The organism is Parashewanella spongiae, from assembly GCF_004358345.1.
GTDB classification, from domain to species: domain Bacteria; phylum Pseudomonadota; class Gammaproteobacteria; order Enterobacterales; family Shewanellaceae; genus Parashewanella; species Parashewanella spongiae.
In genome coordinates, this window is the sequence record NZ_CP037952.1 from 1,335,080 (window position 1) to 1,356,551 (window position 21,472).

At 39.1% G+C, this 21,472-nt stretch carries 18 protein-coding genes and 6 tRNA genes; 17 read left to right on the forward strand and 7 right to left on the reverse strand.

The window, feature by feature from the left end; all coding sequences use genetic code 11:
- The 8 genes from E2I05_RS05015 to E2I05_RS05050 all read left to right on the forward strand — a co-directional run bounded on the left by E2I05_RS05015 (position 1) and on the right by E2I05_RS05050 (position 2,370).
- A complete protein-coding gene (locus E2I05_RS05015; RefSeq protein WP_244935413.1) occupies positions 1-1,239 on the forward strand; it encodes an aspartate kinase in 1,239 nt (412 codons plus the stop codon).
- A 117-nt stretch (positions 1,240-1,356) separates the two neighbouring features.
- The gene (gene csrA, locus E2I05_RS05020) at positions 1,357-1,539 is read left to right on the forward strand and encodes a carbon storage regulator CsrA (RefSeq protein ID WP_121852998.1); all 183 of its coding nucleotides are present in this window, start codon (positions 1,357-1,359) and stop codon (positions 1,537-1,539) included.
- Positions 1,540-1,756: 217 nt separating this feature from the next.
- Positions 1,757-1,848: transfer RNA gene (locus E2I05_RS05025), tRNA-Ser, on the forward strand.
- Positions 1,849-1,873: 25 nt separating this feature from the next.
- Positions 1,874-1,950: transfer RNA gene (locus tag E2I05_RS05030), tRNA-Arg, on the forward strand.
- 24 nt (positions 1,951-1,974) lie between these two features.
- Positions 1,975-2,051, forward strand: a tRNA-Arg gene (locus E2I05_RS05035).
- A 43-nt stretch (positions 2,052-2,094) separates the two neighbouring features.
- Positions 2,095-2,171: transfer RNA gene (locus E2I05_RS05040), tRNA-Arg, on the forward strand.
- Between the two features lie 25 nt (positions 2,172-2,196).
- A tRNA-Arg gene (locus E2I05_RS05045) sits at positions 2,197-2,273 on the forward strand.
- A 5-nt stretch (positions 2,274-2,278) separates the two neighbouring features.
- A tRNA-Ser gene (locus E2I05_RS05050) sits at positions 2,279-2,370 on the forward strand.
- 83 nt (positions 2,371-2,453) lie between these two features.
- Here E2I05_RS05050 and E2I05_RS05055 read toward each other — a convergent pair.
- Entirely contained in the window at positions 2,454-3,197 is a 744-nt protein-coding gene (locus tag E2I05_RS05055) for a hypothetical protein (RefSeq protein WP_121852999.1), read from the reverse strand.
- 274 nt (positions 3,198-3,471) lie between these two features.
- The gene (locus E2I05_RS05060; RefSeq protein WP_121853000.1) at positions 3,472-4,752 is read right to left on the reverse strand and encodes a dicarboxylate/amino acid:cation symporter; all 1,281 of its coding nucleotides are present in this window, start codon (positions 4,750-4,752) and stop codon (positions 3,472-3,474) included.
- A 222-nt stretch (positions 4,753-4,974) separates the two neighbouring features.
- Here E2I05_RS05060 and E2I05_RS05065 point away from each other — a divergent pair, with 222 nt between their 5' ends.
- The 5 genes from E2I05_RS05065 to E2I05_RS05085 all read left to right on the forward strand — a co-directional run bounded on the left by E2I05_RS05065 (position 4,975) and on the right by E2I05_RS05085 (position 10,442).
- The gene (locus tag E2I05_RS05065; RefSeq protein WP_121853003.1) at positions 4,975-5,379 is read left to right on the forward strand and encodes a YqaA family protein; all 405 of its coding nucleotides are present in this window, start codon (positions 4,975-4,977) and stop codon (positions 5,377-5,379) included.
- A gap of 597 nt (positions 5,380-5,976) precedes the next feature.
- Entirely contained in the window at positions 5,977-7,482 is a 1,506-nt protein-coding gene (locus E2I05_RS05070) for a transposase (protein WP_133309491.1), read from the forward strand.
- A 286-nt stretch (positions 7,483-7,768) separates the two neighbouring features.
- A complete protein-coding gene (gshA, locus tag E2I05_RS05075; RefSeq protein WP_376707920.1) occupies positions 7,769-9,361 on the forward strand; it encodes a glutamate--cysteine ligase in 1,593 nt (530 codons plus the stop codon).
- Positions 9,342-9,773, forward strand: coding sequence for a hypothetical protein (locus E2I05_RS05080; RefSeq protein WP_121855235.1), 432 nt, complete (start codon positions 9,342-9,344; stop codon positions 9,771-9,773). The genes gshA and E2I05_RS05080 overlap by 20 nt, the downstream gene beginning before the upstream one ends.
- A gap of 54 nt (positions 9,774-9,827) precedes the next feature.
- On the forward strand, positions 9,828-10,442 hold the full coding sequence (locus E2I05_RS05085) for a transglycosylase SLT domain-containing protein (protein ID WP_121855236.1): 615 nt from the start codon (positions 9,828-9,830) through the stop codon (positions 10,440-10,442).
- Positions 10,443-11,314: 872 nt separating this feature from the next.
- On the opposite strand, the gene E2I05_RS05090 is transcribed toward E2I05_RS05085, so the two are convergent.
- The 5 genes from E2I05_RS05090 to rdgC form a co-directional block, all read right to left on the reverse strand.
- Complete coding sequence (locus E2I05_RS05090; protein ID WP_121854865.1) at positions 11,315-12,562, reverse strand: sensor domain-containing diguanylate cyclase; 1,248 nt, start codon at positions 12,560-12,562, stop codon at positions 11,315-11,317.
- A gap of 233 nt (positions 12,563-12,795) precedes the next feature.
- Positions 12,796-13,878, reverse strand: a complete 1,083-nt coding sequence (purK, locus tag E2I05_RS05095; protein ID WP_121854866.1) for a 5-(carboxyamino)imidazole ribonucleotide synthase — start codon at positions 13,876-13,878, stop codon at positions 12,796-12,798.
- Entirely contained in the window at positions 13,875-14,369 is a 495-nt protein-coding gene (purE, locus tag E2I05_RS05100) for a 5-(carboxyamino)imidazole ribonucleotide mutase (protein WP_121854867.1), read from the reverse strand. The genes purK and purE overlap by 4 nt, the downstream gene beginning before the upstream one ends.
- A 138-nt stretch (positions 14,370-14,507) precedes the next feature.
- Positions 14,508-14,918: a DUF2809 domain-containing protein gene (locus tag E2I05_RS05105; protein ID WP_121854868.1), complete on the reverse strand. Its 411-nt coding sequence runs from the start codon at positions 14,916-14,918 to the stop codon at positions 14,508-14,510.
- A 124-nt stretch (positions 14,919-15,042) separates the two neighbouring features.
- On the reverse strand, positions 15,043-15,954 hold the full coding sequence (gene rdgC, locus E2I05_RS05110) for a recombination-associated protein RdgC (protein ID WP_121854869.1): 912 nt from the start codon (positions 15,952-15,954) through the stop codon (positions 15,043-15,045).
- 359 nt (positions 15,955-16,313) lie between these two features.
- Here rdgC and E2I05_RS05115 point away from each other — a divergent pair, with 359 nt between their 5' ends.
- The 4 genes from E2I05_RS05115 (at position 16,314) to E2I05_RS05130 (ending at position 21,054) form a co-directional block, all read left to right on the forward strand.
- Positions 16,314-17,270: a porin gene (locus tag E2I05_RS05115; protein ID WP_121854870.1), complete on the forward strand. Its 957-nt coding sequence runs from the start codon at positions 16,314-16,316 to the stop codon at positions 17,268-17,270.
- A 197-nt stretch (positions 17,271-17,467) separates the two neighbouring features.
- The gene (gene phoB / locus E2I05_RS05120; RefSeq protein WP_121854871.1) at positions 17,468-18,157 is read left to right on the forward strand and encodes a phosphate regulon transcriptional regulator PhoB; all 690 of its coding nucleotides are present in this window, start codon (positions 17,468-17,470) and stop codon (positions 18,155-18,157) included.
- Positions 18,158-18,308: 151 nt separating this feature from the next.
- Complete coding sequence (gene phoR / locus E2I05_RS05125) at positions 18,309-19,622, forward strand: phosphate regulon sensor histidine kinase PhoR (RefSeq protein WP_121854872.1); 1,314 nt, start codon at positions 18,309-18,311, stop codon at positions 19,620-19,622.
- 460 nt (positions 19,623-20,082) lie between these two features.
- Positions 20,083-21,054 (forward strand): PstS family phosphate ABC transporter substrate-binding protein, encoded by a 972-nt coding sequence (locus E2I05_RS05130; RefSeq protein ID WP_121854873.1) that lies wholly within the window; start codon positions 20,083-20,085, stop codon positions 21,052-21,054.
- The last annotated feature ends 418 nt before the right edge of the window (positions 21,055-21,472 follow it).

The following is a 21,472-nucleotide window of genomic DNA, read 5'->3' on the forward strand; positions in this document are numbered from 1 at the left end:
GTGCAAGAAAAGAAGCTGAGCAGTAATAGGCTTTATATAAAAAAATTTGGTGGAACCTCAGTATGCTCTGTTGAGCGTATTGAGGTCATTGCGGATAAAATAGCGGCTTCTCATCATAAAGGTGATAAGCAAGTTATTGTGTTGTCAGCAATGGCTGGCGAAACAAATAGATTGTTTTCGCTTGGCCAACAAATTGATTCAAATGCCTGCAACCGAGAACTTGATGTATTAGTGAGCACAGGTGAGCAAGTTAATATAGCTTTAATGGCAATGGCTTTAATTAAACGTGGTATAAAAGCACGTTCAATGACAGGCGTACAGGCTAATATACGTACCTGCTCTCAGTTTGGTTCTGCTCAAATAGAGTCAGTGGATGCGACTAATATCCAAAGTTTACTTAACGAAAATATCATACCTATAGTTGCGGGATTTCAAGGGCAAGATTCTGATGGAAATATAACCACTTTGGGGCGTGGAGGATCTGACACGTCTGCGGTAGCAATAGCGGCAGCTCTACAAGCTCAGGAATGTATGATTTATACCGATGTGGATGGTATCTATCATATAGATCCTAAAATTGTATCCGAAGCGATTAAGTTTAAGTCTGTAAGTTTTTCGGTAATGCATGAAATGGCTAAATTAGGAGCAAAAGTGCTTCATCCTGATTCTGTCTATTATGCTCAAAAGTATAAAGTACCAATTCGTGTTTTATCGTCTCTATCAGATAAGAGCGAAGGAACGTTAATTGATACAAATAATACAACAAGTACGAAATCCGAAATAATCAGTATTGTTGCTCAAGAACGAATTGCAATTCTTGATGGCAGTATTGAAAATAATATTAATAATTTATGCAATGAAACTGCGCTTAACAAGGTCTGCTTAAGTGACGGTTTGATTTGGGAAAATCCGATTAAAGGAAATAATTGTGGGCAATACTATGCTGCTCCACAAGTTTATCTGGAACCAAGTTTACATAAAATTGATTCAAACAGCTTATGCTATAATTTAGAGCACTTCGTTTCAGAATCTGAGCTGGTTTGTATTTCATTAATTGCAGAACCTGAACAGAAAGTAGCTGAAAACCTTACACGTGTGTTAGATATCTTGGGAAAGCAAGATATTCATGTTAAGTTAACCGCGACATCTGAAAAAGGGTTATCTATCATTGTTGATGATGAAATGTTATATCAAACCGTGCGAACATTACATTGTGAGTTCGGATTCGATAAACTGTAATTCAATTGCTTTAACAAGCATTAATTACTATTAATTTATACTAAGCTGACCTTATAATACGCGGATATCGGAATAGTGTCGGATGTACGCTGAAATGGAAATAATAGGAGCGATCGAATGCTGATTTTGACTCGTCGAGTTGGTGAAACACTGATGATTGGTGATGAAGTCACTGTTACAGTGCTAGGAGTAAAAGGTAATCAAGTTCGTATTGGTGTTAATGCACCAAAGGAAGTTTCAGTACACCGCGAAGAAATATATCAACGCATTCAATCTGAAAAAGAAAATTCGTCAGAATAATTGTACGATTACTTGTAGTGAATTTGTATTCTTACATACAGAAAAAGTCAGTTTGTTAACTGGCTTTTTCTTTATATTGAGTATGGAAGTGTGTTTTTAGACTTGTGTTCAGTGTGATTCACGTTCAAAGTGCTCAAAAACAGCTCAGTCGAGGAGTGAACCTTAAAAAGGGTTTGACTTATTTTGGGCAAACAGTAATATGTGCGCCAACAAGAACGGAGAGGTGGCCGAGTGGCCGAAGGCGCTCCCCTGCTAAGGGAGTATGGGCTTTAACTCCCATCGAGGGTTCGAATCCCTCCTTCTCCGCCATTTCTTGTTAATAGTAGATATTGATGCGCGTGTAGCTCAGCTGGATAGAGTACCTGGCTACGAACCAGGCGGTCAGAGGTTCGAATCCTCTCACGCGTACCATCATAAAAAAGAAAAAGTAAAAATGCGCGTGTAGCTCAGCTGGATAGAGTACCTGGCTACGAACCAGGCGGTCAGAGGTTCGAATCCTCTCACGCGTACCATTTTCTTTTTTAGTTTATAGCTGCTGATGTAATTTTGTTGTATGCGCGTGTAGCTCAGCTGGATAGAGTACCTGGCTACGAACCAGGCGGTCAGAGGTTCGAATCCTCTCACGCGTACCATCATCAAAAAGAAAAAAGTAAAAATGCGCGTGTAGCTCAGCTGGATAGAGTACCTGGCTACGAACCAGGCGGTCAGAGGTTCGAATCCTCTCACGCGTACCAGACCCGGAGAGGTGGCCGAGTGGCCGAAGGCGCTCCCCTGCTAAGGGAGTATGGGCTTTAACTCCCATCGAGGGTTCGAATCCCTCCTTCTCCGCCATTATTTGTTATCGAATTTTCTTCAAAAAAAATCGAAATATTTCTATTTCGATTTAAAATCTAAAAAACTATTAAATTTAACTTCTAATTGATACTTTTTTTCATAGCTTCATAATGGTCTTTTCTGCTCTGCTCAAGTTGTTCTTCAACATGCTTTCTTGATTCTTCACTTACAGTTTCGTCGTGAGTTAGCGAGCTGTTTGGGTCAAAGAGGGCTTTGCCTTCATCATCAGAAGTTCTAGTTTGCTCTTCATCAGGTAAAATAGATGGAGTGTGAGCTTCTGTAAGTACTTCAGCTTTTTCGTCGCGTAAACTTTTAGAGTCAGCTTCGTGCTTTCTCGTTAGATCGTAACTAACTAAATTATCAAAGCCATCGGCTATACCTTGTGATGAGATTGCTCCGTCCGCTTCATCTTTGGATGTTGTGACTTTACGTAAATCGATTACTGTTGCTTCAGATTGCCCAGAGCGTTTTACTTGGCCTACAAGCATAATAGTTGGATTACTGTTGGAATGATCAGCGTACTGCTCTGCTCTGATGCTTAACGGCTCTCCACTTCTTTCATGTTCTGGGTACATCAGGCCATTAAAAGCTTTCAAACTTATAAGCATTTGAACTAAGTTTGTTGCGTCCATCATTCCTGAAACATGTCTCTTAGCAACTTCTTGTTTATCACTTGGAACCACTTCCAGATCAGTGATTAAGCTAATGATCAAATCTTGTGATGTAAGAGTGCTTTTGCTTGTCGTGTTATCCGTTGAACTTACGGGATCTAAGCATGAAGGGAATGTATTTGGTAACTGACCTGAAATTGGGCTTGTAGACATGCTATCTACCTCTTAAATGTATAGTTAATGTGCGATTTTTATCTGTATTGGCAGTGTAGTATTCTGCGACTAATCAGTTTAAACAGTGTATTTAATGAACTAATTATAGTATTGAGATTAGGTAATATCAGCTTAAAGTTTGTTAACCTTTTAAACTGTTGTTCTCTGAGGTTTTTTATGCGAGTTTGGTAGTTTTAGGCTTGGAGAAATATTTGAGTAGGACAATGAATCATTGACCCACTCAAATTGAGTTATATTAGGACGCGCTAGATAACTATGCGCAGTTATCTGTTGGATTCACTTTGTCATCGTTTGCTGGAATAACGGCAGTATTGTTTGAATAGAATTTATCGCTGTCTAATTGACCTTCAGATTGACCAACCACCACAGCAGTCATCATATCCCCAGTAACATTAGTCGCTGTTCTTATCATATCAATGACACGATCAATGGCTGCAATAAATGCAATACCTTCTAGAGGTAAACCAATCACTCCAAGAGTTACAGTTAGCATTACCATTGCGCTTCCAGGGACTCCAGCTGTACCAATAGAAGCGACAGTTGCTGTTACAGCAATTAACATGTAGTCCGTTGCATCAAGAGGAATACCATAAATTTGTGCAATAAATATGGCTGCAATGGCAGGATAAATACCACCACAACCATCCATATTCATAGTTGCACCCAGTGGTAACACAAATGAACGATAACCTTTCGATACTCCCATAGACTCTACACTACGGGTACTGGCTGGTAATGTCCCAAAGCTTGATGCTGTTGTGAAAGCGACTAATTGCGCAGGCAAAGCTTTGCGGAAAAACTGAATAGGACTCAATTTTGCAACGAATTTTACCATTCCGCCGTAAACCAGAATTATGTGTATTAATGCAGCAAGATAAATCACACCAATAAACTTAGCTAAGGGGAGCATAGTACTTAACCCATATTTACCAACAACCCAGGCCATTAAACCGAATACACCTATTGGAGTGAGCTTCAGCACTAAACTAGTGAGTGAATACATAACCTCGGCACCTGAATCAAAAGCGGCTCTAAGTGCATGGGCTTTTTCACCGACTTTATTAATGGATATACCAACTAGCGCCGCAAAAACAATAATTTGAAGTACGTTTCCATCAGCGAGTGATGCAAAAGGGTTAACGGGTACCATGTTTAATAGTACTTGAGCAAAACCAGGGATATCTCTTTCTCTGACTTCACCAGCTATAAGCTGCAGTGAACCGCCCATATCAATGAGACTTCCAAGCGCTAAACCAAGCAAAGAAGCAATGGTGCCAGTTACCATAAACATACCTAAGGTTTTGAACGTAAGCCTTTTTAGGTTACCCTCAGCTCCGTAAGACGTAATACTGGTTACAATGGCGCAAAAAATGAGTGGCGCAACCAGCATTTTTATCGCACTGATGAATAAGTCACCTAGGGGTTTAAGTACGGTGGCTTGCTCGCCAAGTACAACACCTAATAAAGCCCCTGAAATAAATCCGGCAAGCACTTTTTGCCAAAAGGGGATGCGTTGAAATGTGGTTATTAACATGATATTTCCAATTTAAAATTAGTGTGAAACATTTAACTTGTTGATTTTTAGTTGTTTACTTGTGTAACTGAGTTGTTTTTATAACACAGAGATAAAATATTTTTTACTATTCTATAGATAGAATAGGTAAATAAAAAATTTCATTTTCTTATAACTTATTATAATTCACTTTTATTTTTTTATGCCTGTTGGTTATTTGAGGTGTGATTTGTGCTTTGGTTAATGTTCAGCGGTGCTTTTGTGGCTGCAACGATTTTCCCTGGAGGTTCTGAATTGCTATTAACGGGTTTCTTATCCAGTGATCCTGAACGATGGAAAACCTTGGTAATTGTAGCAAGTATTGGGAATACTCTTGGGGCGTTAACGAATTATGCCCTTGGTCTATTAGGGCAAAAAGCGTTTTCATCAGATGAACTTGAAAAAAAGAGTGCTCGATTTGCAGTGAACCTTGTGCATAAGTATGGGTATTGGGCTTTACTTTTATCGTGGCTGCCATTAATTGGAGATGTACTCTGTGTGTTTGCCGGATGGGTAAAATGTCCTTTTTTGCCGTCACTGCTTATGATCACAATTGGCAAGACACTGCGATATCTATTTATTGCTAGTATTGCGTTGTTGTGGTTTTGAGTTAATAACAAAATCACTGTATTTCAGGATATCGAGTATTCAAACAGGTATTCTAGCTGAACCAGTATTCTATCGAAATCTGGCACTCAATAATTTGAGAGATAACAAACGAAATACTTAGCTTCTTTAACTTAAAAACATCAGTTGAACGCTGAGTATATGAGTAACTGTTTGAGCAATAAGATGACTTTATCATCATGGCTTTCACCCAATGAGTGAAGTGCTCTACGCTCACAAGCTTGCTAAAATTACTGCTATCTGCGTTATAACTTTTGCAAGTAGAATAACTACTTGCTGCAAGCTACGCCTTACTATCAGTCATTTTTCCTACGCTTGAGAACGCAGTCAACTGATGTTTATAGCTTTAAAAGTCATAAATGATGAATACAACCAGTTTTTAAGGGACAAATTAGAGTTAAATCAACAGGTGATGTTTAGTACTGAGAATGAGAAAAGTTGAAAGGGGTAAAGTTGTGAGTTTATCTAATTGAAATACAGGAACCCATCAGATACGGGTAACAAATAAATGAGAAAATCTGAGGAGAAAAACGTTATTTATTGAGATAATAAGCCGACTAAAACTATTCTCAAAATAAAATGCCGATACTCGACCGAATACCGCTTAACTCCTCAGACAAATTCGATCTTCTCTTAAAAACTATCGCTTGCCAAGTGCATGGTGCAGTTTCTTCTCTTTCTGATGAATTTAATGTTTCTCGTAAAGCCGTTTACTCCGCTAAATATGCGGCTCAATCGGCACTAAAGTGCCTTGTTACTACCAACGACGAATCTGATGTCATTACATCTGTAAATGTTGACGTACCACATCTTCGCCGTTCTATTGTGGCTTTATCAATCACAGCACCTAACTCTATTCGAGCAATTGAAGAACAAATCCCACTCATTTATCCAGGCTGTAAAGTCAGTTACGGTTACATTCAAGGCGTTATCGTTGAAGCTCAAGAGCAGGCTAAGTTATTTAACGAAAAAGTGTCGCTATCAGCCATAAAGAGTGTGGCCATCGATGAGATGTTCAGCCAAGGTGACCCCGTACTTGCTGGGATAGATCTCGAAAGTGGTTATTTATTTTCACTCTCTCACGAACAAAAGCGTGACGGTGAAACTTGGGCACGAGTTTTAGGTGAAGCTAAATCACAAGGATTATCACCTCAGCACGTCGTTAAAGATGGAGCAAAAGGAATAGCGAAAGGCGTTAGCATGAGCTTTGAACATGCAGAGCAACGTGATGATGCTTTCCATGCGTTGTATATCGTAGGTAAGGCGCTGAGAAAGGTTGAACGTCGGGCGTACTACTACATTGATAAAGAGGCTAGTTTGGAAAAAAGATTGCATAAAGATGTATTCGATACAGAGAAAAAGCAGCAGGCAATGGTTGATTTATTAGGCGTGCAAGCGAAATGTGAGCAAGCGATTGAGCAATATGAAAGTGGAACGAAAAGCAGAAATCATCTCCACCAAGCTTTGACCAGTATTTCCATGAAAACGGGTAGCCTCATGACGAAAAAACAGGCTGAAGCCTTGCTAACGAAGGCTGTTGATGGCTTAAAAAATACTGAGCATAAAGATGGCATCACCGCTGCTAGATACATAAAAAATCGTTTGAAAGGACTGACATTAGCAACTCAAGCACTTCACGAAAAGTTACTGAAACTTGGCGAACTTTATCCTCAAGAATGCGTTGAAGTGGCTTGTCGCTTCTCTGAACGAAAGCGCCAATTACGAAAAGCTAAACCTTGGAAAATAGCGCGGTATCAGAAAGAATTAGTTGGCAGTTATCAGTGGTTGCGACTCCGTTTAGGCAAGAGTGCCAGCGAACTTATGCTGCAAGTGGAAGCGTTGCATCAAACTCGCCACAGAGCATCAAGTGCCATTGAAGGGTTTAATGCCACTCTACGGTCTTACCTTTATGTCCGTAAAGGAGTCAATCAAGGTTTCCTCGAGTTATTTAAAGCTTGGTACAACCTTCGCTCAAGACGCTGGGGGAAACATAAAGGAACTTCATCGTATCAGAATATCACAGGGAAAAAAGTTGATGACTGGCTAACAATGCTGAATTTTCCACCTTCGGATTTACACCACTAAGCACTCACAAACTTTGTGTGATTTACGGTAGCGGTTCAACTGAGGTTGAGCTGGCGATCTCTCTTTGATTTGTTACCTTTAAGACCTATATTTTGATCAGTCCTGAAATACACATACTTTAATATCTTTATACATTAACTCGGCTTATCAGTCCTTTTTTCAATGAAAGTGGATGTAGATTTGCCACTTATACTATATAGTTCTATTTTGTCTTTTACAGTGAAATCGAATGTGCATCTGCTTGGTCTCACAGTATAATATCTGTCTTTGATGACACGTAACTTGAATAGAGAAGTCAATATTGAAGCCATTCAGTCAGTCGCTTGCTTTCCTTGCAAATGAAAACGGACGCCACGCCCTTCTTGGGATGCAACGTGGTATTGAAAGAGAAACTTTGCGTATCGACGCCGACAGCCATCTAGCTAGTGATGAACATCCGAAAGCTTTAGGTTCAGCGCTTACACATAGCCGTATAACAACAGATTATAGTGAGTCGTTACTGGAGTTTATTACGCCAGTGTACAATAAAATCCCAGAGCTTTTAGCCGATCTTACCAAAACTCATGCGTACACGGTTCGCAACCTTAACGGTCAGTACCTCTGGCCAGTCAGTATGCCTTGTTTTGTTAATGATGTGGGCAGTATTCCTATTGCTCAATATGGTACTTCTAATATTGGCAAAATGAAGACGTTATATCGTAAGGGTTTGACCGCTCGATATGGCGCTCAAATGCAAGTGATTTCAGGGGTACATTTTAATTTTTCCGTAAGCCAAGAACTTTGGGAGCTATTGTATAGCCAATCAGATAAAGCGTTATCACTTGACGATTTTATTTCTGATTCTTATTTTGGATTAATCAGGAATTATCGTCGAAATATGTGGGTATTGCCTTATCTGTTCGGAGCATCTCCTGCATTGTGTGGCTCATTTTTAGATGGCTTAGATGTTGACTTGCCCTTCCAAAAAACGGGTAAAGGAACATTATACCTACCTTACGCAACATCTTTACGAATGAGTGATTTAGGTTACACCAATAAAGAGCAAGACACGCTAGGTGTAAGTTATAATTCGTTGCCTGATTATCTTGATGGTATGAAAAAAGCCATTAAGATGAAATCCCAAAAATTTGCTGATATTGGAGTTAAAGTTAATGGCGAATACCGCCAACTCAACGATAATATTTTACAGATTGAAAACGAATTCTATTCACCAATTAGACCTAAACGCGTTGCCAATGAAAATGAAAAACCTTCAGAAGCATTAGCTCGTTCAGGTGTTCAATATGTCGAAGTTCGTGCGTTGGATAACAACCCATTTAATCCCGTAGGTATCAGTGCTTCTCAAGTTCGTTTTCTCGATTTGTTCTTATTGCATTGTTTATTATCACCTTCCAAGAAAAATTCACAGAAAGAGAATCAAGAGATAACGAGTAACTTAAATTCGGTGATATTAGAAGGTCGAAAACCAGGTTTAACTTTAAAGCGTGAAAATAATCCTCTTCTTCTACAAGAGTGGTTAACTGATTTATTTAAAGAGCTTTCCGCAATTGCATCAATCATTGATGATGATAGTTGTACAGAATATCAAACCTCACTTGATTTGTGGTACGAGGCGGTGTTGAACCCTGATAAAACCTTATCAGGTAGAATGTTGAATCAGTTTGTTGGCCCAAATATTGACCATGGCCGTTGGGCTATGGAGCTTGCTAATCATTACCAAGCCTTTTTAAAAGAATATGTGCTATCTGAAACTGATCTTGCTGATTATCAACAGCAAACCGATAATTCGTTGGCCGCTTTAAGTGAGATTGAAGCGAATTCAACTCAATCGTTTGATGGTTTTTTAAATGATTATTTCGATGACGTTATCAGCAAATAAACTGTTACGTCAGCTGACGTATTTTGGGACTATTCTGTTGGCTGGTTGTGCCAATTTCAATGCTTCAGAATGCGCAGCTGTTGCTAGCTATATTGTGCCAGACGAACAACAAGATCTATTTCCAGTAATGATTACACACATTGACGGAGAGCCAGTTATTGCTAAGGCTTATTATGTGTTAACACCAGGTGTTTATAAGGTAACAGTTGCTGAGCTTGTTAGCGCGCCATCGTTGCAGGTTGCGCTCAAATATCGATTACCAAAAACGATTGAAGTTAATGTCTTAGGTGGTAGTCGATATCATTTGGCTGCGTGGTTTGATAGTAAAATGCATCAACCTGCTGAAAGTGATAACTTTTGGCAACCGATCATGTGGAAGAAAGAATCTTTTTCGTGTGAACTTAACACCTGATTTAGCAAAGTAAAAAGAATTAAGCAGGATGAATGATGTTTCGTAGGGATGATAATGAATAAAAATTATGTGTTATTGGGCTTCACATGCTTATTAATCGGTGGTTGTGCAACGCCTCCTCCAAAAAATCCAGATAATATTTGCGAAATTTTCAGAGAGCACCGCTCTTGGTATGATGCTGCGACAGATGCCCGTGATAAATGGGGCGTGCCTGTGCATGTACCGATTGCAATGATGTACCAAGAAAGCTCATTTAAACATAATGCGGCGCCTCCAATGGAATACTTTTTAGGTTTTATTCCAACGGGACGAGCGAGCTCAGCCTACGGATATGCTCAAGCCAAAACGATGACATGGGATGATTATGTCAAAGAAACGGGTAACAGCTGGTCAAGTCGCAGTAATTTTGATGATGCGATGGATTTTATGGGTTGGTTTATCACTAAAACCCATAAAATTAATGGCGTATCGAAATGGAATGCCAGATTACAGTACTTGAATTATCACGAAGGTTGGGGCGGATACCGCAGAGGCAGTCATAACAAAAAGGCTTGGCTTGTGAAGGTCGCTAGAAAAGTTGGCTATCGCTCATCCCGTTATGCGAAACAATATAAAAGTTGCAAAAAGGAGCTTGATCGTTCTTGGTTATGGCGACTCTTTTTTAGCTAACAGTTACCTTATAGATAGGCCGCAGTTAAATTATTCATCTTTGTTTTACCTAAAAAAATCAGTTGAACGCACAATTTAACTTTAATCTATTGAAGTTAAATACAAGATTAAATAACCAGAACTCACCCATCAGATGAGTGCTGAACATTCATATACTTGCCAAAATCACCGCTAGCTGCGTTATAAATTTTGCAAATAGAAACGAAGTGACGACAGTTTTGTATATCGGTAGTCTAGGGGCTGTTGAACTTTCAGGATTAAATTTTGTGCTATTTGAGCATTTATCTGTTCAACCTAGAAACATCAGTTGACTGCGTTCTCAAGCGTAGAAAAAATGGCTGATAGTAAGGCGTAGCTTGCAGCAAGTAGTTATTCTACTTTCAAAAGTTACAACGCAGATAGCAGTCATTTTAGCAAGCTTGTGAGCGTAGAGCACTTCACTCATTGGGTGAAAGCCATGATGATAAAATCATCATATTGATCAAGCAGTTACTCATATACTCAGCGTTCAACTGATGATTTTAGGTTCAAGGCGTGAGCAGTGATGCTTAGCCATCTAAGTGAGCTGGTCACAACACAGAACAGTGAATGCTCAAAAGCATCGAAAAAAGAGAGAGCGTAAATTGGTCGCTCTTTCTAAATAAAAGGTGCTGCGTTATCGTTTTCTTATTTGGAAACGAAGTAACGACAGTTTTGTATGTCGATAATAACCAAACCTCACAAACTCTGCCTTGCATAAAATAACCAATTTATCGCTGCAAAAACAATCACAAAAGATCAACAGCCCCTAGTTCCTTTGCTTTTTTAAACGTCACTGGATACCGATCTTTGCTGGTATGACAAAGATTGGTACTTTTTAAATCGCTAGTTCCCTAACTGATCATGTCTTGAATATATCTAATTTTATTTCCGGCTGATTTTTTTGCTCGTTTTTGTAAATACATTTCTGTATCGGCTTGTTTAAATGCATTTTGCCAATCACCACAATACTCGGCCACACCAAAACTAAACTGGATCCCGTCATTCACACTAAGTTGGCTTTGTAATTGTTCAACTTCAAGTTTAAATTTTTGTTGAGGACCATAAGCTAATAAAACAAACTCGTCCCCTCCAAATCTACCTGTTAAAATTGGGCTTGCCCAATGTTTTTTTATACCTTCTGCGAGCTGCTTTATTGCAGTATCACCAGCTTGATGACCTAAATTGTCATTAATTTCTTTAAGGTTATCCATATCAATGATGGCCATAAAAGAGCCAAGATGTGGTTTATCCTTCCATGACGTCAATAAATGCTCGAAGTGTTGTCGATTGCAAAGCTGAGTATGAGGATCAAAATTAGCGAGTTTATGAATTTCTTGGTTCTTTTTAAATAAGGTAATCGCGTTACAGGCTTCTTGAGTAAGGATTGAAACCAAATTACTGTCGTAGTGGCTAAATGCTCCGAAACGAGTGCTGTCAAGATTGAGCATTGCGTACAGTTTGCCATCAATGTGAATGGGTGTTGATAAGGTGGATCGAATGGGGTTATCTGATGCATTGAGCAAAATGTCTTGTTCTTTACGACTGAGTGAGCTTTTTTTATTGATGTCATTCATATCGTTAATTACGACTACTCGGTCACACTTACCGTTGGTTAAACGATATTCAAAAGTCTCCTTGAGAGAAAATCTTATTTTGCTTAATTTATTAATATCTAGGCCTACAGCCGCATCAAACTTGAGCTCATTGGTTTGTGAGTCGACAAGAATAATACTTCCCATTTCGGCGCCGTTGATTGAACTGACGGCTTTTTGGAGTAGTGCATTTAAAAAAGCGTGTTGATCATGGTACTGATTGGAAAGTCGAACGAGTTCGTATGTGGTGTCATTTATATTGATGACGTGTTCAAGGTGTTGCCATAAACGGGTCAAACGGCCTTGGTGCAAGTAGTAACACAGGCTATAACCTACTAAGTAAATCATGCACATTAAAATAGTGGCGAGATAACTACTTGAAGAAAATGATGCGAGTAGCTGAAAACTAAATACAATAAGTAAAAGTGGTAGCAGAAGTAATAGAATATGGTAACGAAGATCTAAACGGTCAATTTGTTTTGTTTTTAAGTTATCTTGCTGCTTCAATGCATTACACCCAAATGTGCAATATATTCACCAGTAACCTGCTTGGATTACATAATGTTATGGGAATACTTTGCTACTAAAAATCCTATTGTATGAAGCTATTTTACTGGTTCGTGTTACAAAGTGCTAGATCTGAGTGAATATGTAATTGGTATTATATTCGATAATTAATGGTTCATTTCGTAAAGTGCAAAATGAACCATTAGGGCGAGCCTTCGTTATCAGCAAGGTATTCAGCAGATTTCAGAGCGTAGCCATTCTAAAGGTGTTTGATATTGCTCAGGAAGCCATTGCTTTAGTTTATCAATGCTGTTGCTTGTCGCAGTTATATCATCAATTGATAAATTCAAATGACCGACTTTTCGACCTAGGCGTACTTCCTTGTTATACCAGTACAGTTCAGCATTCGAAAGTGATAACCAACGTTGATCGTTTTCGGTACCAATTAAATTCACCATGGCACAATTAAAGGTAACTTTAGGTTGTGGAATAGGTAAATTACAAAGAGCGCGCATATGTAATTGAAATTGATCGATATGAGAGCCAGTTTGGGTCCAATGTCCTGAATTATGAACCCGAGGGGCAAGTTCGTTTACCAGCAATTTATCACCAACTCTAAAGCATTCCATTGCCATCACACCAACATAATCAAGTTTATTCATGATGCTGGATAGCATTGACTCAGCTTGAGCTTGTAAGTGAGATAAACGAGATAGAGGAGCAATCGACACTATTAAAATGCCGTCTTGATGTAAATTCAGAGTCAGCGGATAAAAAATACAATCTCCGTTAGCTTGTCGAACTCCTACTAAGGATACTTCCTCATCGAAGTTTATCGCTTGCTCAGCAATGGCTTCATTGCGCCAATCTGCGGGAATAACTGAATCAGAATCTTGTTTTAACCAATGTTGCCCTTTGCCATCATAACCACCAGTTCTGCGCTTAAGCAGTACATTTGAGCCGTATTTGTGGTGTAACACTTGTTCAGATACGTCGTCATCAACTAATTGCCACGGAGCACTGTCAATAGAAAGCTCATTCAGTAAACTTTTTTGCGTGTATCTGTCGGCAAGAAGACCAAAAACACTACTGTTGATAAAATTAGGATGTTCGCTTAATTGGAGGCTAAGCGATGATTCGGGCCATTGTTCACGTTCGGCAGTTACAACGTCGTTGCTAGACATTGGCAGAACTCTATTATCAGGATTAACAATATCAATAGCTTCTACATTTATTGCTAATGGTTCTGATGCATGAGTTAACATTGCACCAAGTTGACCATTACCTAAAATCCAAACTTTAGGAGTGTTATTCATGAGTTATCTCTAGGATCTGAGTTTTCAAGTATTGTTTCGGTTTGCTTCATTCTGAAGGTCTCAATTCGCTGTGCCAACTCAGAATCGTTGTTTGCCAGCATCTGGCAAGCTAATAAACCAGCATTAAATGCACCAGCAGTACCGATTGCTAACGTGCCTACCGCAACACCTTTAGGCATTTGAACGATTGATAACAGGCTGTCCATGCCTGACAAAGTTTTACTTTGAACAGGAACGCCTAAAACTGGTAAACGCGTTTTGGATGCTATCATTCCTGGTAAATGCGCGGCGCCTCCAGCCCCCCCAATAATGATTTGAAAACCTTTGATTGCAGCGGTATCTGCAAATTGCATCAGTTTGTCAGGAGTTCTGTGTGCTGAAACAACTTCAACGTGATACGGCACTTGCAGCAAATCCATAATCTCAACAGCAGCTTCCATGGTGGGCCAGTCACTTTTTGACCCCATAACAACGGCAACAAGGGCTTGCATTGAGCCTCCTTAAGAGTGTTATTTAATTTTGTAGGTACAGATAAATAGTGTGATACAGAACAGATAAATGGATCATAACATGTATTGATAAAGGAGGATGAACAGAAATATAAGCTGGATTTGAAAACTGAATTTTGATTAAGAACCAGTTTTATAACGCCGCCATAATCGATATTGAGTTTGCAAATAACCGCCAAAAATAAGAATAAGATAACCTAACAAATAGGCTAGCAATTCGACTAACTGGTAATGATTCCCCATGATGGCCCAGGCGAGAGGGCTTTGGTGTAATTCAATTAAGCTAAGGTATTGAATAAATTGAGCTACTTCGTTGGTTAAAGCCAGCAGTAATGATACAAGGGCTAGAGATTGGATGGGGTATTGGAAAAAAGATTTAAGTAGAAAAAACGTCATGAGGACAAGAGTGACATCAGCTAGCATATCTTGCTGAACTCCAAATTTCATAAAAGAACTGATGGAGTAATAAAAAATAAAGCATGCCATTGTGACAATGAATGACCATGCTTTAAATTTGATTCTTATCTTCATGAATTTTAAGCTTTAACTTGGTTACTTTATTAGCAAGCTAAGCACAGCTTTGGTGACTTTACAAGCAAGCCATGCAGGTGAAACTTCTACTAATAAAAAACTAAGAGGCTATTTCATTTCCGAATTATGCGTGCTCTTCTATTCCGCCAAAAGCTTCAATCACGGCTTTTAGCAGAGCTTCTAACTCTCCACACATTAACGCAAAATCAGCATCTAAGCGTGCAAGAGGATCTTCATTACCTATTTCGTCATTGCTTGCACGAAACTCTTCAGAAAACTTTAACCGTTTAAGACTCGCATCGGATTGCATCACGAAAGCGACGGATTGACCAAAATGAAGCGCAAGTTTATGGACTTGCTTACTGTTTTCAATATGAGCTAACACCTCTTCTTCGAACAATTCTTGTTGTTTGAAGCGAACAATCCCGCCTTCGTCGGAAATTGATTTTAATTCGGCTTCGTCTTGTGCTTCAAAAGCGGCAGGAACCACATTCTTAACGAGCCATTCTGTTAAACTGTCTTCAATTGGACGAGTATAAGTAACAGGTACAATGGGTAAGCTTCCTAGTGCCTTTCGAAGTAGAGCCAAAAGTTCTTCTGCCTTTGTTGCGCTTGAGCTGTCGACGAGAATGAGTTCAAGTGCAGGCATGATAAGCGCACGAACTTGGCTGCGACGAGAAAAAGCTCGCGGCAACAGCGTCATGATTATTTCATCTTTGAGCCCGTCTTTTTCTTTCTTAGTCACTTTACGTGACTCTTGCTCTTCGATTACTGCTACTTTTTCTTCCAATGCTTCTTTGATTACTTGAGAAGGGAGCAATTTTTCTTCTTTTGTTATGCAAAGTAAATGATTGCCGTTAGCTGAATGCACTAATGTTTGCCCTAACTTTCCAAAAGCAGGACTAAACCCTAACTTGCTAACATCTTGGCTTGAGCAAGGAGTGAAATTAAAGTTTGATAAAGCGTCTTCTAAGGTATCTACATCAACAGAAAAAGGCTTGTTAAAACGATATAAGGTAAGGTTTTTAAACCACATAGTAATAGCCTGAAAAAAGTAAAGATGCAGTTTAAGGGATAAGGCAATAAGGGTAAAGCAAAGGCGTGTTTCTAATTGTTAAAGCCACGCAATGAGGCGGTCAATAATATAAACCGCATTATATAAAAGGTTGAATTTGACTGTTTGCTGACTTAAATAAAGTGAATTAAATGCAGATAATACATAAACCGCTATAATCCTCTTTTTTGAAGTTCTCATGTCATTAATAAGATAGTTTCATGTCACAATTAAGGCGATTTTATTTCAGTTATGAAATAAAACTGAAACATAAATATTGCAAAATCTGCAACAAGTAAATTGAATACTCCAGATGAAACTGTCATCACAAGGAAATTAAGATGAAAACGCTTAACAAAACTATTTTAGCTTCTTTAGTCGCCGCATTTGCTTCGGGGGCTGCACTAGCTGCTGATGGCGTTACCGTTTACGGTAAATTAAACGTAACGGCTCAAAAAAGTGATTACTACACAAAATCTGCGTCTGGTGAAATAACGAATACGAACGAAACGAAGATCCAGAGTAATGCTTCGCGTCTAGGTGTAAAGGGAGGCTTCGATCTCGGTAACTCGCTCGAAGCCTTTTATACCATTGAATATGAAGTCGATACGGACTCCGTTGATAAAGATAATTTTGAAGCACGTAATCAATTTATCGGGTTGAAGGGTAATTTTGGTTCTGTTGCCGTAGGACGCAATGATACCGTTACTAAAAAGTCTCAAGGCAAGATTGATCAATTCAATGATTTAGACGCTGATCTTAAAAAATTATTTAAAGGTGATAACCGCTTAGCACAGACTGTCACGTATTTATCTCCTACATTTTCAAATTTTAAATTTGGTGCTACATACACTGCAGAAGGTGACAACAAACAAGGTGAAGATGATACAGGTATCAGCTTAGCGGCAATGTACGGTGATGCAAAACTGAAGAAATCAAAAATTTTCGCTTCAATAGCTTATGATGCTGAAGTAGCTGGGTATGACATTTTACGTGCCACAGTCCAAGGTAAAATTGGTGCGCTCAAGTTAGGCGGTATGTATCAACAACAAGAGTCTCTAAAAGCTGGAAGTGAAAGTAAAACCGGTTATCTCGTTAGCGCCGCTTACACGATTGATAAAATCACACTGAAAAGTCAATTCCAAGATATGGAAGATAAAGGTGATTCTTGGTCTGTTGGGGCTGACTATAAGCTAGGCAAGCCGACGAAGGTCTTTGCGTTTTATAGTACCCGTTCAGATGAATTATTAAACGAAGATAATGATTACTTAGGCGTTGGGGTTGAGCATAAATTTTAAACGAGTGTTCAAGAGGCCTGTTGGGCCTCTTTTAGTATGTAACTTTTTTGAATGTTAACTGTTTTCAATATGATTGAAAACGTAATACCTTATAGAAACTACGAAGTTATGACACAATTTGGAACGTGATTCATAATTCTGTAATACTATTTTTATTTAATAAGATAACCGTTAGATACCAGAACAGAGAGTCAAATATGACAGCAAGGATTTTGATCGTTGAAGATGAGTTAGCCATCAGGGAAATGTTGACTTTTGTGTTAGAACAGCACGGCTTTACCACCATTTCTGCCGGTGATTTTGACTCTGCTATTGCAGCGCTTAAAGAGCCGTATCCTGACTTAGTATTATTAGACTGGATGTTCCCTGGTGGGAGTGGCATTCAATTTGCTAGAGTTGTTAAACAAGACGAGTTTACCCGTCAAATACCAATTATTATGCTAACGGCTCGTGGTGAAGAAGAAGATAAGGTGAAAGGACTCGAAGTCGGTGCCGATGACTACATGACTAAACCATTTTCACCAAAAGAGTTAATTGCAAGAATTAAAGCAGTACTACGTCGTACAGCTCCTACACGTTTAGAAGAAACAATTGATGTGCAAGGATTACAATTAGATCCAATAAGCCACAGAGTTTCTGTTGGTGAAGCTGTTTTGGATATGGGACCCACAGAGTTCCGTTTACTGCATTTCTTTATGACTCATCCTGAGCGTGTTTATAGCCGCGAACAGTTACTCGACAATGTTTGGGGAACAAATGTGTACGTTGAAGATAGAACCGTTGATGTCCATATTCGAAGATTAAGAAAGGCAGTAGAATCCTCTGGGCACGATAGGTTGATCCAAACCGTACGCGGTGCTGGTTACCGATTTTCAGCTCGAACGTAATAATGATAATCAGCTGGGTTAATCTAATAAGTTCGGCTGATTTATACGATAACAAATTAAAAAATAATGTTTTTAATATTAGGGTTGTCGCTATAAAATAGCGGCATATTCAATGCTTCATTGGTTATCGAAAGCAACTTCAGGAAATTTTATGTATGAGTCTTATTCAGGCTATCGTCTAGCCACTCGTATCATTGTCTTCTTTTTAGTTTTTTTGCTTATCGGAATCATCTTCAAACAAATTTCGCTTTCATTATTATTAGGAAGTCTTCTGCTTTTAATGTGGAATTATCGTCAGCTTACCCGCTTAAATTATTGGTTATGGCTTGATAAACGATTAACGCCTCCACAGGGAAATGGAAGTTGGGAAGGCATTTTTAATGGTATTTATAGACTGCAAGGCAAAAATAGGCGTCGAGTTGGACAATTGGCTTCGCTTTTGGCTCGCTTTAGACAAGGTGCAGAAGCATTGCCTGATGCTGCCATTGTTTTGGACTCACAACACAACATCCAATGGTGCAATAAATTAGCACAGTTGAATCTAGGTTTGGTTTGGCCTCAAGATAATGGCCAGAGAATTGATAATTTAATCAGGCATCCTGACTTTTCAACTTACCTCAAAAAATCAGACTTTCAAGATCCGTTAGAGCTTATTTCTCCTGTATCGGAGCAGCGTTTACTTGAAATTCGACTCATGGCTTATGGTAATCGTCAGCTACTTTTAGTCGCAAGAGATATTACTCGCATTCGGCTTTTAGAGGGAATGAGAAGAGAGTTTGTGGCTAATGTGTCTCATGAGCTGAAAACACCGCTTACTGTGCTACAAGGTTATCTTGAAATGATGCAAGAGACCATTCCTGAAAATGATATGAACCAACAAGCTTTGAAGTTAATGAATCAACAATCAAAGCGGATGAAGTCTATGGTTGAACAATTGCTTGCGTTATCAAGAATTGAGGATGCCGCAGATGTTGATCTTCAGAATACTGTTGATATGTCTCACATGATGAGCATGCTTGAAGAAGAGGCTAATGCACTTGCTCAAGGGCAGTATCAATTCGAATTTAGCTGCGAAGCCGGTATTAACCCACATGGTAATGAAACCCAGTTATTTAGCGCTTGTATTAATTTAGTTTCAAATGCAATTCGATATTCTGATCCTGATAGTAAAATTCAGGTTCGTTGGGCTTTGGTCTCTTCAGGTGCAGAGTTTAGTGTTACAGATAATGGTCTTGGAATAGCGACACAGCACATTGTTCGATTAACAGAAAGGTTTTATCGAGTGGATGATGCTCGATCACGTAAAACAGGCGGCAGTGGCTTAGGGTTAGCTATTGTGAAACATGCGTTGAGCCATCACCATAGTGAACTATCTATTACAAGTGAAGTCGGGAAGGGCAGTCGCTTTAGCTTTATTATTCCAATGCATTTGATCGAGTTGCCAGCTTCTCAACATAAAGTGTAATACAAGCATTATACCAATTACAGTAATTAACTTCCCACTCAGCAAGAGCTAAAGGATTCCAGTACAAGGCGCAAGTTTGAAGTACGGGATAATTCAAAAACTTGTAACGTAGTAATGGAATCCTTTAGCCTCGCCCTTCGGGAGCTTGTATGTGTCCAAATTACTACGCAAAACTGTCTCAACATAGCAATGTAATAACGACAGTTTTGTATGTCGGTAATAACTATGTCTTCATCAATTTCACTTGTACTTTGAACACATACATAGCTCTGAGCTGGGAATTTAATTACTGTAATTGGTATTACTATCGTTTAAATGTGAATATTCCGTAGTGATATCTTCATAAAAGTGTCTTGTATGTAACTTAAGTGTCATTTATAAGTAATATAATTGTCATTATTTCAATTGATACTGAAGCTGTTTTCAAACAAAGTTTGCCTATAAAAAACTGGAGCATAAAATGAAACTCTCAAGGCTTGTTGGCGCAATGACATTGACAGCCGCTGGACTATTTTCTGTCGCCTCTTCGGCAGCAATCGATCCAACGCTACCGACTTATGAAAAAACAAGTGGTGTATCAGGTAACTTATCTTCTGTAGGTTCAGATACATTAGCAAATATGATGACGCTTTGGGCTGAAGAGTTTCAACAACTTTATCCAAATGTAAATATCCAAATTCAAGCGGCAGGTTCATCAACTGCTCCGCCAGCATTGACGGAAGGCACATCTCAGTTTGGCCCTATGAGTCGACGCATGAAGCCAAACGAAGTTGAAGCTTTTGAAAAGCATTATGGTTACCAGCCTGTTGCTGTTCGTGTCGCGATTGATGCACTGGCCGTATTCGTTCATAAAGATAACCCAGTCAAAGGGATGAGTATTGAACAAATCGATGGCATTTTTTCATCAACACATAAATGTGGTGGCAATGACGTTCAGCGTTGGAGTGATGTTGGGTTAACAGGTAACTGGGCTGCGAAAGACGTGCAATTGTACGGACGTAACTCTGTTTCTGGCACTTATGGTTACTTTAAAAAGAAAGCTCTATGTAAAGGTGACTTTAAAGCAAATGTTAACGAACAACCGGGCTCAGCATCTGTTGTTCAATCAGTCTCTCAATCGTTAAATGCGGTTGGCTATTCAGGTATTGGCTATAAAACTGCTGGTGTAAAAGCTGTCGCTTTATCTAAAAAAGGTAAGCGTTATGTGGAAGCTACAGCAGAAAACGCAGCAAATGGTACATATCCGCTATCTCGTTATTTGTATGTTTATGTAAATAAACACCCGAATAAAGCGCTGGATCCTATGCAAAGAGAATTCCTACGTTATATTTTATCAAAGCAAGGACAGCATATTGTTGAGAAAGATGGTTATGTTGGTCTACCAAAGAAAGTCGTCATGAAAGATCTTAAAAAACTGGGTATAGAGTTATAAGTACCTGTCGATAAGTTCTTTGATAATTATTGTGTTCAGGTATAGTGCTATACAAGACGCAATGTAGGACGCATAGCCGTAGCTATGTAACCGAAGTTGCAACACCGTAGAGTGCTGAAACTGGGCACTAGAAAATCTTAAGAAACTTATGGTCAGATACTTAATCACTTCGTTAACAACTTTTCCTAAGGAAAGTTGCGGAAGAAATATACCGATGAGTTCTTATCACTCCAGCGCAGGCTGGAAACGAAGTAACGACAGTTTTGTATGTAGGTAGTCTAGTGCCTTTGATTTTTTCTATAAAAGTCACTTGATACCAGCCTTCGCTGGCATGATAAAGATTGGTGCTTTCTATATTGCTAGATCTCTAAGGCCTCAATTGAGGTCTTTTTTGTTTGCCCAGCGAAGCTGGCAAACC